This window comes from Nonlabens ponticola, assembly GCF_003966335.1.
Taxonomy (GTDB): Bacteria; Bacteroidota; Bacteroidia; order Flavobacteriales; family Flavobacteriaceae; genus Nonlabens; species Nonlabens ponticola.
Genome location: NZ_CP034549.1, coordinates 2,443,728 through 2,458,409, shown reverse-complemented (window position 1 = coordinate 2,458,409; position 14,682 = coordinate 2,443,728). Strand labels below are relative to the sequence as shown.

At 40.4% G+C, this 14,682-nt stretch carries 17 protein-coding genes; 9 read left to right on the top strand and 8 right to left on the bottom strand.

From position 1 onward, the window contains the following. Positions 1–5: 5 nt before the first annotated feature. From EJ995_RS11180 to EJ995_RS11170, 3 genes are all read left to right on the top strand, one after another. Positions 6–395 (top strand): hypothetical protein, encoded by a 390-nt coding sequence (locus EJ995_RS11180; RefSeq protein WP_126448483.1) that lies wholly within the window; start codon positions 6–8, stop codon positions 393–395. Continuing rightward, a complete protein-coding gene (gene ettA / locus EJ995_RS11175) occupies positions 388–2,079 on the top strand; it encodes an energy-dependent translational throttle protein EttA (protein WP_126448482.1) in 1,692 nt (563 codons plus the stop codon). The genes EJ995_RS11180 and ettA overlap by 8 nt, the downstream gene beginning before the upstream one ends. Positions 2,080–2,175: 96 nt before the next feature. Continuing rightward, positions 2,176–2,862: a hypothetical protein gene (locus tag EJ995_RS11170; RefSeq protein ID WP_126448481.1), complete on the top strand. Its 687-nt coding sequence runs from the start codon at positions 2,176–2,178 to the stop codon at positions 2,860–2,862. Between the two features lie 36 nt (positions 2,863–2,898). On the opposite strand, the gene EJ995_RS11165 is transcribed toward EJ995_RS11170, so the two are convergent. Both EJ995_RS11165 and EJ995_RS11160 read right to left on the bottom strand, forming a co-directional pair. Further along, positions 2,899–4,038: a TlpA disulfide reductase family protein gene (locus EJ995_RS11165; protein WP_126448480.1), complete on the bottom strand. Its 1,140-nt coding sequence runs from the start codon at positions 4,036–4,038 to the stop codon at positions 2,899–2,901. Between the two features lie 150 nt (positions 4,039–4,188). Next, complete coding sequence (locus EJ995_RS11160) at positions 4,189–4,911, bottom strand: Bax inhibitor-1/YccA family protein (protein WP_126448479.1); 723 nt, start codon at positions 4,909–4,911, stop codon at positions 4,189–4,191. Positions 4,912–5,011: 100 nt separating this feature from the next. Here EJ995_RS11160 and EJ995_RS11155 point away from each other — a divergent pair, with 100 nt between their 5' ends. The 3 genes from EJ995_RS11155 to EJ995_RS11145 are packed head-to-tail and all read left to right on the top strand — an operon-like array spanning position 5,012 to position 6,561. Then, on the top strand, positions 5,012–5,560 hold the full coding sequence (locus EJ995_RS11155; RefSeq protein ID WP_126448478.1) for an RNA polymerase sigma factor: 549 nt from the start codon (positions 5,012–5,014) through the stop codon (positions 5,558–5,560). A 30-nt stretch (positions 5,561–5,590) separates the two neighbouring features. Further along, on the top strand, positions 5,591–6,091 hold the full coding sequence (locus EJ995_RS11150) for a hypothetical protein (RefSeq protein WP_126448477.1): 501 nt from the start codon (positions 5,591–5,593) through the stop codon (positions 6,089–6,091). Continuing rightward, on the top strand, positions 6,088–6,561 hold the full coding sequence (locus tag EJ995_RS11145; protein WP_126448476.1) for a hypothetical protein: 474 nt from the start codon (positions 6,088–6,090) through the stop codon (positions 6,559–6,561). Before EJ995_RS11150 ends, EJ995_RS11145 begins: the two co-directional genes overlap by 4 nt. 62 nt (positions 6,562–6,623) lie before the next feature. Here EJ995_RS11145 and EJ995_RS11140 read toward each other — a convergent pair whose 3' ends face one another. The 5 genes from EJ995_RS11140 to alaS are packed head-to-tail and all read right to left on the bottom strand — an operon-like array spanning position 6,624 to position 11,753. After that, positions 6,624–7,250 carry a DUF4230 domain-containing protein gene (locus EJ995_RS11140; protein ID WP_126448475.1) on the bottom strand — a complete coding sequence of 209 codons (627 nt, stop codon included), beginning with the start codon at positions 7,248–7,250 and terminating at the stop codon, positions 6,624–6,626. Continuing rightward, on the bottom strand, positions 7,247–8,158 hold the full coding sequence (locus tag EJ995_RS11135) for a GSCFA domain-containing protein (protein ID WP_126448474.1): 912 nt from the start codon (positions 8,156–8,158) through the stop codon (positions 7,247–7,249). Before EJ995_RS11135 ends, EJ995_RS11140 begins: the two co-directional genes overlap by 4 nt. Positions 8,159–8,198: 40 nt before the next feature. Next, positions 8,199–8,489, bottom strand: a complete 291-nt coding sequence (locus EJ995_RS11130; RefSeq protein ID WP_126448473.1) for a hypothetical protein — start codon at positions 8,487–8,489, stop codon at positions 8,199–8,201. Between the two features lie 47 nt (positions 8,490–8,536). Then, complete coding sequence (locus EJ995_RS11125; RefSeq protein WP_126448472.1) at positions 8,537–9,175, bottom strand: RDD family protein; 639 nt, start codon at positions 9,173–9,175, stop codon at positions 8,537–8,539. Next, on the bottom strand, positions 9,129–11,753 hold the full coding sequence (gene alaS, locus EJ995_RS11120) for an alanine--tRNA ligase (RefSeq protein ID WP_126448471.1): 2,625 nt from the start codon (positions 11,751–11,753) through the stop codon (positions 9,129–9,131). Before alaS ends, EJ995_RS11125 begins: the two co-directional genes overlap by 47 nt. A gap of 156 nt (positions 11,754–11,909) precedes the next feature. On the opposite strand from alaS, the gene EJ995_RS11115 reads away from it, so the two are divergent. Further along, positions 11,910–12,890 carry a M23 family metallopeptidase gene (locus EJ995_RS11115; protein WP_126448470.1) on the top strand — a complete coding sequence of 327 codons (981 nt, stop codon included), beginning with the start codon at positions 11,910–11,912 and terminating at the stop codon, positions 12,888–12,890. After that, positions 12,890–13,216 carry a MerR family transcriptional regulator gene (locus tag EJ995_RS11110; protein ID WP_126448469.1) on the top strand — a complete coding sequence of 109 codons (327 nt, stop codon included), beginning with the start codon at positions 12,890–12,892 and terminating at the stop codon, positions 13,214–13,216. Before EJ995_RS11115 ends, EJ995_RS11110 begins: the two co-directional genes overlap by 1 nt. A 12-nt stretch (positions 13,217–13,228) precedes the next feature. On the opposite strand, the gene EJ995_RS11105 is transcribed toward EJ995_RS11110, so the two are convergent. Continuing rightward, on the bottom strand, positions 13,229–14,011 hold the full coding sequence (locus EJ995_RS11105) for a transporter (RefSeq protein WP_126448468.1): 783 nt from the start codon (positions 14,009–14,011) through the stop codon (positions 13,229–13,231). Positions 14,012–14,205: 194 nt separating this feature from the next. On the opposite strand from EJ995_RS11105, the gene EJ995_RS11100 reads away from it, so the two are divergent. Then, on the top strand, positions 14,206–14,634 hold the full coding sequence (locus EJ995_RS11100) for a DUF2141 domain-containing protein (protein ID WP_126448467.1): 429 nt from the start codon (positions 14,206–14,208) through the stop codon (positions 14,632–14,634). The last annotated feature ends 48 nt before the right edge of the window (positions 14,635–14,682 follow it).

The window sequence follows — 14,682 nt, the reverse complement described above, 5'->3', positions numbered from 1 at the left end:
TTGATTTGACATCTGCTAGGTATCGTGGTTTTGCCTTGACTGGCGTTGTTTTGATCGTGATTGCGGTTGCTTGCTGGATACTGGACGCACCGGAACAATGGGCTTACATTGCCGCTGGTCTTGCCGTTGCAGCCTTTACCAGTTTGAGTTTGGACAGCTTTACCAGTGCCAACGCCATTTCGTACAGCGACAAGAGTGCAACATTTAAATTACTTGGGCAAAAGTCCGTAGGTTTCACCTTCAGCGACGTGCAGGAATTTGAATTGAAAGAACAAGGACTTTTATTAAAAGTACAAGGGCTTGATGTGATGAAGCTTTCGCGAAAGCGTTACACAGATCAATCTCTCAAACAATTGAATACATTATTACAAGACAAAACATCTAAACATGAGTGACGATAAACAAGTAATTTTTTCCATGTCTGGTCTGTCAAAGACCTACCAAAGCACGGGAAAACAGGTATTGAAGAACATACATTTGAGTTTCTTCTATGGCGCCAAGATTGGTATTCTGGGTCTCAATGGCTCGGGTAAGTCGACCTTGCTCAAGATTATTGCTGGCAAGGAGAAAAATTACCAGGGTGATATTCATTTCCTGCCTGGTTACAAAGTAGGTTATCTGGAACAAGAACCAGAACTGGATGCGAGTAAAACCGTGATGGAAATCGTGCGTGAAGGCGTGGCAGAAACCGTTGCAATTCTAGATGAATACAATCAGATCAATGACGATTTTGGTAAAGAAGAGGTTTACAGCGATGCCGACAAGATGGAGAAGCTCATGAACCGTCAGGCAGAATTGCAGGACAAGATCGATGCACTCAACGCCTGGGAACTGGATACTAAACTAGAAATCGCAATGGACGCCTTGCGCACGCCACCAGGCGATGCAAGTATTGAAAACCTTTCTGGTGGTGAGAAGCGTCGTGTAGCATTGTGTAGATTATTGCTACAACAACCAGAGATTTTACTGCTGGATGAGCCTACCAACCACCTTGATGCCGAATCGGTTTTATGGCTGGAACAACATCTAGCGCAATATAAAGGAACGGTAATCGCGGTAACGCACGACCGTTATTTCCTAGATAATGTTGCTGGCTGGATCCTAGAATTGGATCGTGGTGAAGGAATCCCATGGAAAGGGAATTATTCTAGCTGGTTGGAACAGAAAAGCGACCGTCTTGCCAAGGAAGAGAAATCAGAATCTAAACGTCGCAAAACGTTACAGCGAGAGTTGGATTGGGTACGTCAAGGTGCCAAAGGTCGCCAGACCAAGCAAAAAGCGCGTTTAAATAACTATGACAAGTTGTTGAATGAAGATCAAAAAGCCAAGGAAGAAAAGCTAGAGATCTACATTCCTAATGGTCCACGACTAGGAACTAACGTGATCGAGGCGACAGGAGTGAGTAAAGCCTTTGGCGATAAGCTGCTGTATGAAGACTTGAATTTTACACTACCACAAAATGGAATCGTGGGAATTATAGGACCCAACGGTGCTGGTAAGACCACCATTTTCAAGATGATAATGGATGAGGTGGAACCTGATAAGGGAAGTTTTACAGTAGGTGATACGGTAAAGTTGGCTTATGTAGATCAAACGCACAGTAACATCGATCCAGAAAAATCTATCTGGGAGAACTTTGCCGATGGTCAGGACACGGTCATGATGGGCGGCAAGATGGTGAATTCGCGAGCTTATTTGAGCCGATTCAACTTTTCGGGATCAGAGCAGAATAAAAAGGTAGCCACGCTATCTGGTGGTGAGCGCAACCGTTTGCACCTAGCGATGACGTTGAAAGAGGAAGGAAACGTGTTGCTTCTGGATGAGCCTACCAATGATCTTGACGTGAATACCTTGAGAGCGCTAGAAGAAGGTCTGGAAAACTTTGCAGGTTGTGCCGTGATTATCTCGCACGATAGATGGTTCCTTGATAGAGTTTGTACACATATCATTGCCTTTGAAGGTGATTCACAAGTCTATTCGTTCCAAGGTAGCTTTACCGAGTATGAAGAGAACAAGAAGAAACGCTTGGGTGATGTAACGCCTAAAAGAATACGTTACAAGAAGTTGATTAGGGATTAGAATATTCGATCCCATTCCATTAGTACCAGAAAATACCCTTTAAAGGGTATTTTTTTTGCTTTACAATGTTTCTAGTTTAGAATCAAATTGTTTATCATGAAAACACTCTATACCATTTGCTTACTTCTAATATATGTATCTGGCTATTCCCAGCTTTCCAAAGACGATGTGAAACCTTTAGGATTAGTTAGTTATTTAACATTTATAAAATCTGATGCTGAGTTGCAACTGGACTCTTATGAAGGTCAGTTCAAAAATTTTATAAATGAAGAGAATCAAAAGATCAAATCCTATCGGGAGTCGCTCAAATCCGCGAGTGATGAGGAGAAAAAGAAGATCGAGACAGATTTAGCACTATCTGAAGCAAGAATTTCTATGTTGAGAATTTTTAGGTCAGATTATATCAAAGAGTACATCAATGAGAAAAGAGTGGTTGATATTTTCATCAATCAATTAAATGCGGATATGATCAACAAAAATGCCTTAAGATTTTACCGTAAAATCAATAGGTATTTTACTGATGATGATGCAATCACTGGATCCAATGTACTAAAATATGTGTCGTTGGTTAACGAGTTAGAAGCAATATCATTTGGTTCTTTTCAAACAGATTTGCCCGATGCAAAAGATAAAAACTTTGTTGAAAGCGCTACTGGAGTAGCGACGTTAATTGGCGCAACACCCTATGCCATATACAGCGATATGAAAGCAGGTAAGAAAGAGAAGATTACCGGACTGACAACGATTCTAGAAGGTTTAAAGTGGAAAGCGATTACTAATTAAAACAAAAACAGCGCTCATGGGGCGCTGTTTTTATTATTAGAAGACATCGTTATCAGGTCGGCGATATTTGAAGTAATCTTTTACAGCCTTTTCAAGATCTTCACCACGTAGGTTGCGTGCGATGATTTTACCATTTTCATCAACAAGAAAATTGTCTGGAATACCATTGATTCCATAAATCAGGTATGGGTCACTTGGGCTATTTTTATCATTAATAAGGTTTGTCCAATTGAGTCTATTTTTTTTAATGCTTTCCAGCCATGGCTCTTCATTTAAGTCTTGTGAAACACCTACTATTTCAAAGCCGTTAGCTTTATTTTGTTCATATACTTTTTTTAATGTTGGATATTCTTCAATACATGGGCCACACCACGAGGCCCAAAAATCAATAAGCGTTAGTTTACCTCTAGCTTCGGAAAATTTTACCATCTCGCCAGTGTCATTTTTTAGGGTAAAATCTATGTAGTCATCACCTATGTCGGGACTTTCATTTGTATCAAGAAACTTATTAATTCTCATACCGTAGGCAGAAGATTTTAAACTGTCCGGAAATTTTGAGAAAAGAAGGTTTACGGTATCGTAACCATAAGTAGTTGTATAAAAATCCAATAGGTGAGCACTTAAATAAGAATTAGGATTTTCGGCAATGTAGGCTTGCTCTTTTTTGAATTTATCGGCTCTTAATTTTGCTGCGTAGTCTGACGCTTTTTCTTGTTCTATAGCTGGTTGCAACGTATCTATATAAATCAATCTCAGACTATCTTGTTTATTCCAATAGCCTCCTAACGACTCAACAAATGAATTGTCTTCTTCTTGAGTGGCAGTTCCTGATGCTATTGCATTTCTGAAGTCTCCATTCCTGGCGCTAAATGTCGTAGTGCCTTCTTCTAACCAAATACTACTCCAATTAGGCGGGTTTTTTGTGTAAATCGTGTAACTTTTTGGGTATTCGACTGTTTGCTCGAATTGGAATTTACCTTTTGTGACCATTGTTGAGTCTGCATCATTTCCTTCATAGCTTAGATAAATCCAGGTACTATCTGGAAAATCTTTCACCTCACCTACCAATAGACTCATATTTTCAGGCTCTGGCTCAATGGCTGATTGATTTTCCGTCTTACAAGACAATACAAGTAAAACTATGGAAAGAATATAAAGTTTCTGTTTGATAGGCATATAAAAGAGTTAATTAGATTGTTTACTGTTATTGCTCTTAATATAACAAAAATCAAGAACACCTTATTTTATATGACTTTTCAGAGTTATTGCTAGAAACAAAAACAGCGCCCAATGGGCGCTGTTTTTGTTTTAAGTAAGTACCAAGATTTAATCACGTCCCATAAAGATGCTCAACACATACCAGAACAGCAGCATCAAGGATGCAAATAGGCCTAGGGAAGCGCCTACATATTGATCGGTGTCGTATTTGTGGACGAGTTGTGAGGTTTGATATAGAATGGTTCCTGCGGCAAGTACCACCATTCCAGCGCTGAAGACCAGACCTAGATTAAAGCCAAAGATCATCCCAGCGATGATGGCGCCGATGGCAATTACAAAGCCTATTGCTAGAAAACTACGTAGGAATGAAAAGTCTTTTTTGGTTAGCAATACGACTGCACTCAAGCCTGTAAACAACGCCAACGTCATAATTGCTGCTTGATTGATGGTAGAGAAATATTCCATCTCGCCATAAAATAAAGCGATGTAGACAAGCGGTACAAAAATGATCGCTTCTGCCAGTACAAAAAGGAATAGTGCTCCGTATTGTGTGGTCTTATCATGGGTTGTGTGCGCTAACTTCTCAGCATAGCTGGTGGCAAACATGAAACCACCTAAAACTAGAAGCCACGTCCAGCCTTGTGCTAGACTTAGCATCAACTCAACCAAAGGATCGATGCGCAGTAACATGGTTTCAAGAACAATAAAAAGTAAAACTGCTAGTGCGACATGAGTGTACGTCTTGCGGTAAAACGTTGCTCTTGTAGTATCATCAACCTCAATAAGTGGCTGATACTTTGATGGTGTTTGTTTAAATTCAGTAGGTTGCATTCTTATTAAATTTGAAGATAAAACTAAGCAAAAATCGATCCAATCATAATTTTTTGATTGTGATTAAACTATTGCAAAACACGCTAGTCTTAAAGCCTGAATGAGCCAAGTAACAGAAAACGAAATCATCGCTCTTATCAAGGATCCCAAATCTCTGGATAAGGGCTTTCGTTTACTGGTAGCACAATATCAGCAGAATATCTATTGGCAAATCCGTAAGATTTTATTGAATCACGAGGACACAGATGACGTGGTCCAGAATGTGTTTATAAAGATTCATAGAGGTATAGGCAATTTTAAAGGTGATAGTAAATTGAGCACCTGGATGTACCGCATTGCCTACAACGAGAGCATGACCTTTCTCAAGAAAAAGTCACGCACCGTAAAAATTGAAAGTGCCGAGCTACAAGAATATCTAGTGGATCAACTGGAAGCAGATGTTTATTTTTCTGGTGATGAAATTCAACTCGAACTCCAGCGAGCACTTGCAAGATTACCTGATAGACAAAAAGAGATCTTTAATATGCGATATTATGATGAGATCAAATTCAAGGATATTGCCAGCATTCTTGAACTTACTGAAGGTGCTGTAAAAGCTAGCTATCATATTGCGGCAAAAAAAATTGAAGCGTACCTTAAACGAGATTAAACTAACACTGCTCAAAGCAGTCATAGAATTATGAAAAAGAATAACAAACATGAAGATCTAGGTTTCAAGGTGCCAGACGGCTACTTTGAATCAAATCTGGCTCGTTTGTCATCTATAACTAACGATTCAAATACTTCTCGAGATAATCCTTTTACAGTTCCAGATGGATACTTTGAAAATCTTGAGCAACGCCTACTGGATCAAACGATTGATAAGCCGGTCGTTCAAATGGATTCTGATAAACCAGCGTGGATCACTCCGCTATTAGCCATTGCTGCAATTATCGTGTTTGCTATTGCTGTGAATGGTTTCTGGAACAGCAATTCCTTTACCATGGACGACCTAGATAATGAAGATTTGATTCTGTATCTCGCAGAAACCGACATAACACAAGACGAGGAAGCCCTTGAGATTTTATATCTGGGCGCTGATGATTTTCTGGAAGATGAAAGCTACAATGACATTAATCAAGATGTTCTCGTCGACTACCTAGCAGATGAGGTAGACCTTAACCAAATGATGGAAGAATGAAAAATAGCATCCTAATAATTGTGCTTGCCCTAAGCACCACAGCATTTTCACAAGTGCGCAATGTCAGTAATATTCAAAAAACTGAACAAGCGCAAGAAAAAATTGAAGCTTTAGAGGTAGCTTACATTACAAACGCGCTCAATCTTACATCTGATGAGGCACAAAAATTCTGGCCGCTGTTCAATGAAGTAAAGGAAGATCGCGAGAAGCTATATCGTCAAAAGAAAAGATTGATGCGTGAGCTGGGTTCTAACTACAACACCATGTCAGACGAGCAAGCCGCAGATTATGTTGACCGCATGTTTGAGATAGAATCAGAGCTCAATGAGAGTAATTTTGAATCACGCTATCGTAAGATGATTAAAGTTATAGGAGCAACACGTTTCCTGCAGCTCAAGAAAACTGAGGTTGAATTCAAGCGTAAGCTCTTAAGAGAGTTGCGCGGCAGGAAGCGATCCAACACCCCATAATTTGTTTTAGTTTTGATGATGAGAATCCTTGTGGTGCAAACTGCAAGGATTTTTTGATGGCTTTAATCCAACAGATATTTGAGTTCCTTTTCACTATTGACTTCGGTGCCATCGTATTCCAATTTCCAGCCATAGACGCTACTTAATAGATAGATTTGACTTAACTCACTTAGCAATCTGTTTTCTGCGTTGGCAAGGATTTGATCCTTTCTTACTTTCTCAATAATATCTTTTTTGATGCGTTTCTTGATGGTGTTTAGGTCTTTAGCTTCAAATTTATTGGTCAGGCCATTCTCTAAATTGTAGAAGGTAAGATCTGGATCGACCTTGATTTCTGGCTCAGGAATGCTTTTAATTTCAATGGTTTTTGAATCTTCATCAACCTCGACTTCTAGTTTTCTTAAATCATAGGCAATTTGTACGCTGGCGTTGGAAATTATCAGCGCAGTCTTACGGCTGCTATAAAAGTCCCAACCATAGCTTCTGGTATTTTCATAGGTGTACACCTTGGCAAACTGCGCCTCGGTCACGACCAGTTTACTCACGTTATTTACCTGTTTTAAGATTAAGGCTGTTTGCGCGTCTAGCTGCTCTTGTTCATTATTGCTGTCACTTATCCAATTATAAATTAAGACCACAATTAGCATAATGACGGCACCTATGAATAGGTTTTTAATTCCTCTTATCATAGCGTCAAGTTAGGGAATTCATTCAGCACTTTAACTTTAAATTCATCAACCTGTCTAGCGTGAGTTGCGGCGTCTTTCGGTCTGTGTTGTTCTAATTTGCGTAGTTTCTCAAGTGCTTTAATTGCTGTTGCGGTGTTTTGGTTGATTACGCTTTCGCGAAAGCGTAACCACACATAATCTACACCTATTTCATTGGGATGGATCATATCACGATCATAAAAACGATAGTCGCGTAGGTCATCCATAAAAAGCTCATAACTAGGAAAATAATATGCTCTTTTTGCATCTACTTGTTGCTGTATTGCCTCATGAAGACGCGCCTTGCTGCGTTGATTCTCAACCATGCCATCTCGAGTGTGACGTACTGGCGATACGGTAAATAGGATGGAAGCCTGTGTCAAGCCCTGGATTAGATCTATTAGTTTATTCAAACTTTGGTTGATCTCATCTATCTTGAGCAATCGTTTATCAAACAGTTTTTGTGGCTGTTGATGGCAGGAAGCAACGATTTGGCTGCTTTCTTTGAGCTCATAAATCCAAGAAGTGCCCAAGGTAATAATCACATGAGTTGCCTTATTAAGACTTTCTTTCAGCTTTTTTCCAGCCGTTTGCAATTCAGTTAAAACAGCATCAGGATCATCACCGGCAATATCAGAATGTGCGAGATATGAAAAAGTGGATTCTACATCATCTAGCTTGAAATCATCCTGAATTGATTTGCTTACCAGGTGAGATATACTGAAAGGATTGAACAATATCCCAAAAGGGTTTGAAACAGCATCAAAGCCATAGTAGCGCAATTTGCGATACATATGATCAGTGAAGCAACTGCCTAGCAAAACCACATGACTGTCATGATCAATAGGAAGTGGATGCTTTTCAATCTCAAAGCTGGTGGTGAATTTCATAAGCTAAATGTACGCAGCATTTACTAAGGATACGGGATCGCTAGAAGATCAAATATTCCAGCAACTTGTAAATCGCATAACATAAAATAGGCGTTGCAATGATCACAACGGTCAATAGTTGCAGTCTCCTGCGCTGTTCCTTTTGAGCCTTTTCTCTGATAGCCTTTTTGGTATCAGCAATTTGTTTTTTGGTAAAAGTTGGTGCTTTTGATCCAGATTTGTAAAGGGATCCAGCTTCTGCACCAGCCATAGATTTATCACTAGTCTTTCTACGTCTAGCGTTGTTCTTCATGACAGTGATCATGGCTCGTATGTGACCAGCGGTGCTCATAATTGTTGAGTTACTGGATAAACGGCAATTCTCATAACAATCAAATATTAGAGAGTCTCAGGATCTTTGATGACATACGTTTTAGCTATACGGTCATGGGCAGCACGTCTTCTAGGCACATCTGTAACTAAGAAGATGATTTCAATGGTCAAGATGAAAAAATTGATGGTTGAGATGGTGCTTAGTGCAGGATACTCAATGGACATTTCTGTGGAATAGCTGATAAATCCATCAATGCTATTCAAGTATTCATTATTGAAAATAGCATATTGAAATGGTATGGTGATTAAGGTCAAGCATACTGTGAAAATGCTGCGCAGCCATGCTTGCAATGCATTAATGCGTTCGCCAGCATAATCTACCACCTTGATTTCAATCAGCATCTTGCCCCAAGTTGCGCCATAAATTGTTTCTAACACGGGTTTGTAACTTAGAATACAAATCGTGATAGCGAGATAGATATAAAAGTCACGCCAGTAAAGCGTATTGAGTACATTGAGCAGTCCCAACGGCATTACAATGAACAAGGTATCCAGTAAGGTCGCGGCGAGACGATTGCCAAAGGTGGCAAAGGTCAGCTCTTTCTCATCTGCACTTTTGAACGGCTCTTGTTCTTGTAAGAAAGGATCATTCATCATACTACGAGACCATTTTTCTAGCGGCGTCAATGGCTGCTTGCAATCCATCTGGATCTTTGCCACCAGCAGTGGCAAAGTGCGGCTGGCCGCCGCCACCGCCTTGAATATGTTTGCCTAACTCGCGAACGATGGTACCAGCGTTGAGGTCTTTTTCTTCCACCAGATTTTTACTGATAATTACCGTGAGTGTTGCTTTATCATTGGCATCACTACCTATGATCATAAATAGATTATCCATTTCGCGTTCGATCTCAAAAGCAAGATCCTTGATGCTCTTAGTATCTAGATCTGTTTTGGTGCCAATAAAATTGATGCCGTCATGATTTTCAGCGCTTTGTATAAGTTCTTGTTTTAGGTTTCCAGCTTTGGCTTTTTTAAGCTCTTCAATCTCTTTTTTAAGCTGGCTGTTTTCAGTTTGAAGAGACTCAATGCTTTCAATAGGTTGCTTGCCTGGATTGTTGAGCAATGCCTTGATGTCCTCAAAATGCTGTGACTGCTCTGTAAAATAATCTTTGACCGCATCACCAGTGATTGCCTCAATACGGCGTATTCCTGCTGCAACAGCACCTTCTGAAACTATTTTAAAGTGCCAAATATCTGCCGTATTTTTAACGTGAGTACCACCGCACAATTCATGACTATCGCCAAATTTGATCGTGCGCACTACATCACCATATTTCTCACCAAACAATCCTATCGCACCATTGGCCATGGCGTTCTCATAAGTGTTGGCTCTATTTTCCTGTAGTTCCAACTGCTCGTTGATACGATCATTGACAAAATGCTCTACCTGATCCAGCTCATCTTGAGAAAGCTTGGAAAAATGCGAGAAATCAAATCTTAAGGACGCGCTGCGCACCATACTACCTTTTTGCTCCACATGTGTTCCTAAGATCTTGCGTAACGCTTGATGTAGTAGGTGCGTGGCTGTATGATTTGCTGCCGTTCTTTTACGTTGTTTTTGATCTACGGTCGCTTTAAAGGATGATTGTAATTCTTTAGGCAAGGTCTTGGTCAAATGTATGGTTTGACCGTTCTCCTTTTTAGTGTCTATAATATATATGGTATCGCCAGCGCTGGATTCTAGGTATCCTTTATCACCAGTCTGGCCGCCGCTCTCGCCATAAAACGGCGTCAAATTAAAAACCAGCTGATATAAATCGCCATCTTTTTTGGTCGTTACCTTACGATAGCGTGTGATAAATACTTGAGCATCTAGCTTATCATATCCTATAAATTCCTGCTGGTCGTCCTGTCTTAATTCAGTCCAATCACTAGTCACTGTTTCACTTGCAGATCGAGAACGTGTTTTTTGAACCTGCATAGCTTCTTCAAAACCTTTCTCATCTAATTCCAGTCCTTTTTCTCTGAGAATGAGAGCTGTTAAGTCAATTGGGAAACCATACGTGTCATAAAGTTCAAAGGCCTTCTTACCATCGACCGTTTTATTTCCTAAAGCTGTCGTCTCATTAATAACATTATCAAGTAGCAGTAGTCCTTGATCCAGCGTGCGCAGGAATGATTGTTCTTCTTCCTTGATCACGTTTGTGATAAGATTCTTTTGCGATTTAAGTTCCGGGAACGCTTCACCCATTTGTCGAGACAATGTATTGACAAGCATGTAGATAAAAGGCTCCTTGCGGTCTAGATAGGTGAACGCATAACGTATGGCGCGACGTAGAATACGGCGAATCACGTAACCAGCACCAGTGTTAGATGGCAATTGTCCATCTGCAATACTAAAAGATACAGCACGTACATGGTCTGCAATGACGCGTATTGCGATGTCAATCTCTACTGTCTTATTATAAGATCGACCTGTGATGGTCTCAATTTCTCTTATTAGTGGCTGGAAAACATCAGTATCATAGTTGGATTGCTTGCCTTGCAGCACCATCGCCAATCTTTCAAAGCCCATACCTGTATCCACGTGTTGTGCCGGTAGGTTTTTCAAGGAACCATCTGCCATGCGGTTGTATTGCATGAAAACAAGGTTCCATATTTCCACCACTTGAGGATGATCTGCATTTACCAGACTTGCACCATCAATTTTGGCCTTTTCTGCATCGCTGCGTATATCCACATGAATCTCACTACAAGGACCACAAGGACCTTGATCGCCCATTTCCCAGAAGTTATCTTTTTTATTACCATTAAGAATGCGATCCTCTGCAATTAATTCTTTCCAGTAATTATAAGCCTCTGTATCACAATCTAGATTCTCGCTAGCGTCGCCTTCAAAGATGGTGACGTACAGGCTGTTTTTATCAATGCCGTAAACCTCAGTGAGCAGTTCCCAAGCCCAAGCAATTGCTTCTTTCTTAAAATAATCGCCAAAGGACCAGTTGCCCAACATTTCAAACATCGTATGGTGATAGGTATCTACACCAACTTCCTCAAGATCATTGTGTTTACCGCTTACTCGCAGGCATTTTTGAGTATCAGTTGCTCGCTTGTTGTTAGGATCATTAATGCCTAGAAAATACTCCTTAAACTGGTTCATCCCAGCATTGGTAAACATGAGCGTTGGGTCATCCTTGATAACCATGGGTGCACTTTTTACCACTTCATGCTGGCGTTCTTTAAAATATTCGAGGAATGTTTGTCTTATTTTCTGGGAGTTCATCGGCTTGCTGTAGATGCAGTTTGAGGTAATTTATTACTTTTGTTTGCGTTTATTGCTGTGATGATTGTTACGCTTTCGCGAAAGCTAACACTCATCAAACACACTGCAAACCACAAGCAGCGTGCTATTCACGGCAAAAATAGCATATTAAAACATATGTCAAAGATTAAGTATTACTACGATCCAGAAACCTTGTCCTACCAGAAGGTAGAGCGCAAGAAGCGTAAGATTTTTGGTGGAGTGACGCTTTTTATTTTCTTCTCTTGTCTCACAGGTTTTTTACTCTATCTATATGCAGGTCAGGTATATGACTCGCCAGAATTGAGACGTGCAAAGCGTGAGAAACAATTTGTGGAGCAGCAGCTCAAGTCCATGCAGATGGAAGTAGAGCAGCTAGCGACTGTAATTGAGGATATTGAGGATCGCGATAACAGTATCTACCGTATTTATTTTGACGCGACGCCTATTCCAGATGAGCAGCGACAGGCAGGTTTTGGTGGTGTGAATCGCTATGAGGATTATGAAGGATATGACGCCAGTGAGCGAATTATAGCTGTAAAAGAGTCTATCGATAAGCTCAAGAAGCGTGTCGCTATACAGAGTAAATCGCTAGACGAGATTGCGGTACTTGCCAAGGATAAAGAAAATTTACTAGCCAGTATTCCAGCCATTCAACCAGTGCGCAACCAGGATTTGACGCGCATGGCAAGTGGCTATGGTTATCGTACAGATCCCTTTAACAAGACCAGAAAGTTTCATTATGGTATGGATTTTACCGCGCCGCGCGGTACACCTGTTTTTGCTACTGGCGATGGCGTTGTAGATCGAGCAGATGCTAATAGCTCTGGTTATGGGAATCATATACGTATCGATCACGGTTTTGGCTACACTACTTTATACGCACATTTGAGATCTAACAAGCCATATAATGTGAGACGCGGCCAGCGTGTAAAACGCGGCGATATCATAGGTTATGTAGGGTCTACAGGAAGATCACAGGCACCACACTTGCACTATGAAGTATTCCTGGATGGCGAGCGTATCAATCCTATCAATTTCTATTACGGTAACTTGACTCCAGAGGAGTTTAACGAGCTGCTCAAGAAATCACAGCAGGAAAATATATCACTGGACTAATGCACGTTGACCTACCAGAAAAGCTGTATTATTCCATGGGTGAAGTGACCAAGGCCTTCGGCGTGGCAGCTTCAAAAATCAGATTCTATGAAAAGGAATTTGACATCATCCAGCCTAAAAAAAATGCTCGCGGTAACCGTAAGTTTACACCGCAGGATATTAAAAATCTACAAACCATATTCCATTTAGTACAGGAATGTGGCTACACGTTAGAAGGCGCTCGTGATTACATGAAATCTCATAAAACAGAGATCAGCAATTTTGAGATCATTGCCAAGCTGGAATTTGTAAAAGCAGAGCTGCTCAAGATCAAGAAGAATCTTTAAGGTTTAATGTCTTTACAGCCTTGATCTAAGTACCAATCCAATATTAATCGCTGGTCCCAATCCTACATTGCGACCATCAACAGTGTAGGCCAGGTTGATAAATCCACCTAAATCTTCATATATAGGTTTGTAAAAGGTGGTGCCTATCCTCACAAAATCAACCTCGAGCTCACGAAAGTTATTAGGTGCAGGAAAGCCACGGTAATCCTTGCCGTCTTGACTATTTTGAATGTCAATAAAAGCGTCTAGGTAATAGGTGCTTTTGGCAAATCCTATTTTGATCGCGGTATTGACGGACGACGGCACTGGATCAAATCGGTAATCATATCCAGCTTGAGCAGTTACAAATAAACCATCATCTCGTTGAGCGTGAATAATCAGTCGATTTGAAAAGTTGGTAGCCTGTTGACCTTGAGCATTGAGACCTTCAGTCTCATAGTCTGAAAGCGGAAACCTGAAACCGCTTGCTAATTGAAATGAGATGTTAGTCTTTTCTCCCTTTATCGTGTAGAATTTGTACTTCAAAGCGATCGCCGCATCTTGTAATGCTTTTTCCTCATCGCTTTGAACGTAAGCCGCTGCAATATTTAAATCTAGATTATTAAGAACGCCTAATGCTATGAAGGTATTGATATTAAAGAAGGACTTCTCGAGATCTAATTCAGTCTTACCAGCGAGATAAGTAGGATTGTCTTCATAGCCAGATCCCAGTATTGCCGTAAAATTTCCTTTTCCTTGATAGAAACCATCGACGAGGCCTTGAGCGCTTGCCGTCCAGCTGCAACCCAGCAACAATAGAAATGAAATATGAAGATATCGTTTGATGGTAGTTGATTTAGATTATATACGAGACAGATTGATTATAGTTGGATGCTTACTAGAAAATTTTACAACTGGGATTCATAATTCTACAGTTGGGTGATCTATAATTTTTACAGGTGATATGTGGTCGCATATTTGGCTCGTCTAACAAATTAAACACACTTATTATGAAAACTTTTATCCTTAGTATTTTATTTCTAGCTACAACCGTTTTTACTGCTCAAGGCCAAGAAGAAACCGTCAACGATGGTTATACACTCACTGTTACCGTTCCTAACGCTCGCAGTAATGATGGCAAGATGATGTTCTCGCTTAATACCAAAAACGACTTCATGCGTGCCGCACCTTTCAAATCAGATTCTGTTGCCATAGTAGATGGTGTTGCAACGGTAACATTTAAAAATGTACCAGCTGGTGAATATGCGGTCATGGTATTGCATGATAAAAATGAGAACATGCAAATGGACTTTGAGAACAATGGCATGCCTAAGGAAGATTATGGAATGAGTAACAACCCAATGAGCATGGGACCACCATCATGGGCAGACGCTAAATTTGACGTTACGGATGATGCAACCATCAAGATCGTGATTTGAATTATGATTTCATCAAGTAAAAAGCTCACAGCCAGATGGCTGTGAGCT

Excerpts from the sequence above, each read along its gene's own strand:
- ettA (WP_126448482.1), top strand. The coding sequence starts at position 388 with ATGAGTGACGATAAACAAGTAATTTTTTCCATGTCTGGTCTGTCAAAG.
- EJ995_RS11170 (WP_126448481.1), top strand. The coding sequence starts at position 2,176 with ATGAAAACACTCTATACCATTTGCTTACTTCTAATATATGTATCTGGC.
- EJ995_RS11165 (WP_126448480.1), bottom strand. The coding sequence starts at position 4,038 with ATGCCTATCAAACAGAAACTTTATATTCTTTCCATAGTTTTACTTGTA.
- EJ995_RS11160 (WP_126448479.1), bottom strand. The coding sequence starts at position 4,911 with ATGCAACCTACTGAATTTAAACAAACACCATCAAAGTATCAGCCACTT.
- EJ995_RS11155 (WP_126448478.1), top strand. The coding sequence starts at position 5,012 with ATGAGCCAAGTAACAGAAAACGAAATCATCGCTCTTATCAAGGATCCC.
- EJ995_RS11150 (WP_126448477.1), top strand. The coding sequence starts at position 5,591 with ATGAAAAAGAATAACAAACATGAAGATCTAGGTTTCAAGGTGCCAGAC.
- EJ995_RS11145 (WP_126448476.1), top strand. The coding sequence starts at position 6,088 with ATGAAAAATAGCATCCTAATAATTGTGCTTGCCCTAAGCACCACAGCA.
- EJ995_RS11140 (WP_126448475.1), bottom strand. The coding sequence starts at position 7,250 with ATGATAAGAGGAATTAAAAACCTATTCATAGGTGCCGTCATTATGCTA.
- EJ995_RS11135 (WP_126448474.1), bottom strand. The coding sequence starts at position 8,158 with ATGAAATTCACCACCAGCTTTGAGATTGAAAAGCATCCACTTCCTATT.
- EJ995_RS11130 (WP_126448473.1), bottom strand. The coding sequence starts at position 8,489 with ATGAGCACCGCTGGTCACATACGAGCCATGATCACTGTCATGAAGAAC.
- EJ995_RS11125 (WP_126448472.1), bottom strand. The coding sequence starts at position 9,175 with ATGGATTGCAAGCAGCCATTGACGCCGCTAGAAAAATGGTCTCGTAGT.
- alaS (WP_126448471.1), bottom strand. The coding sequence starts at position 11,753 with ATGAACTCCCAGAAAATAAGACAAACATTCCTCGAATATTTTAAAGAA.
- EJ995_RS11115 (WP_126448470.1), top strand. The coding sequence starts at position 11,910 with ATGTCAAAGATTAAGTATTACTACGATCCAGAAACCTTGTCCTACCAG.
- EJ995_RS11110 (WP_126448469.1), top strand. The coding sequence starts at position 12,890 with ATGCACGTTGACCTACCAGAAAAGCTGTATTATTCCATGGGTGAAGTG.
- EJ995_RS11100 (WP_126448467.1), top strand. The coding sequence starts at position 14,206 with ATGAAAACTTTTATCCTTAGTATTTTATTTCTAGCTACAACCGTTTTT.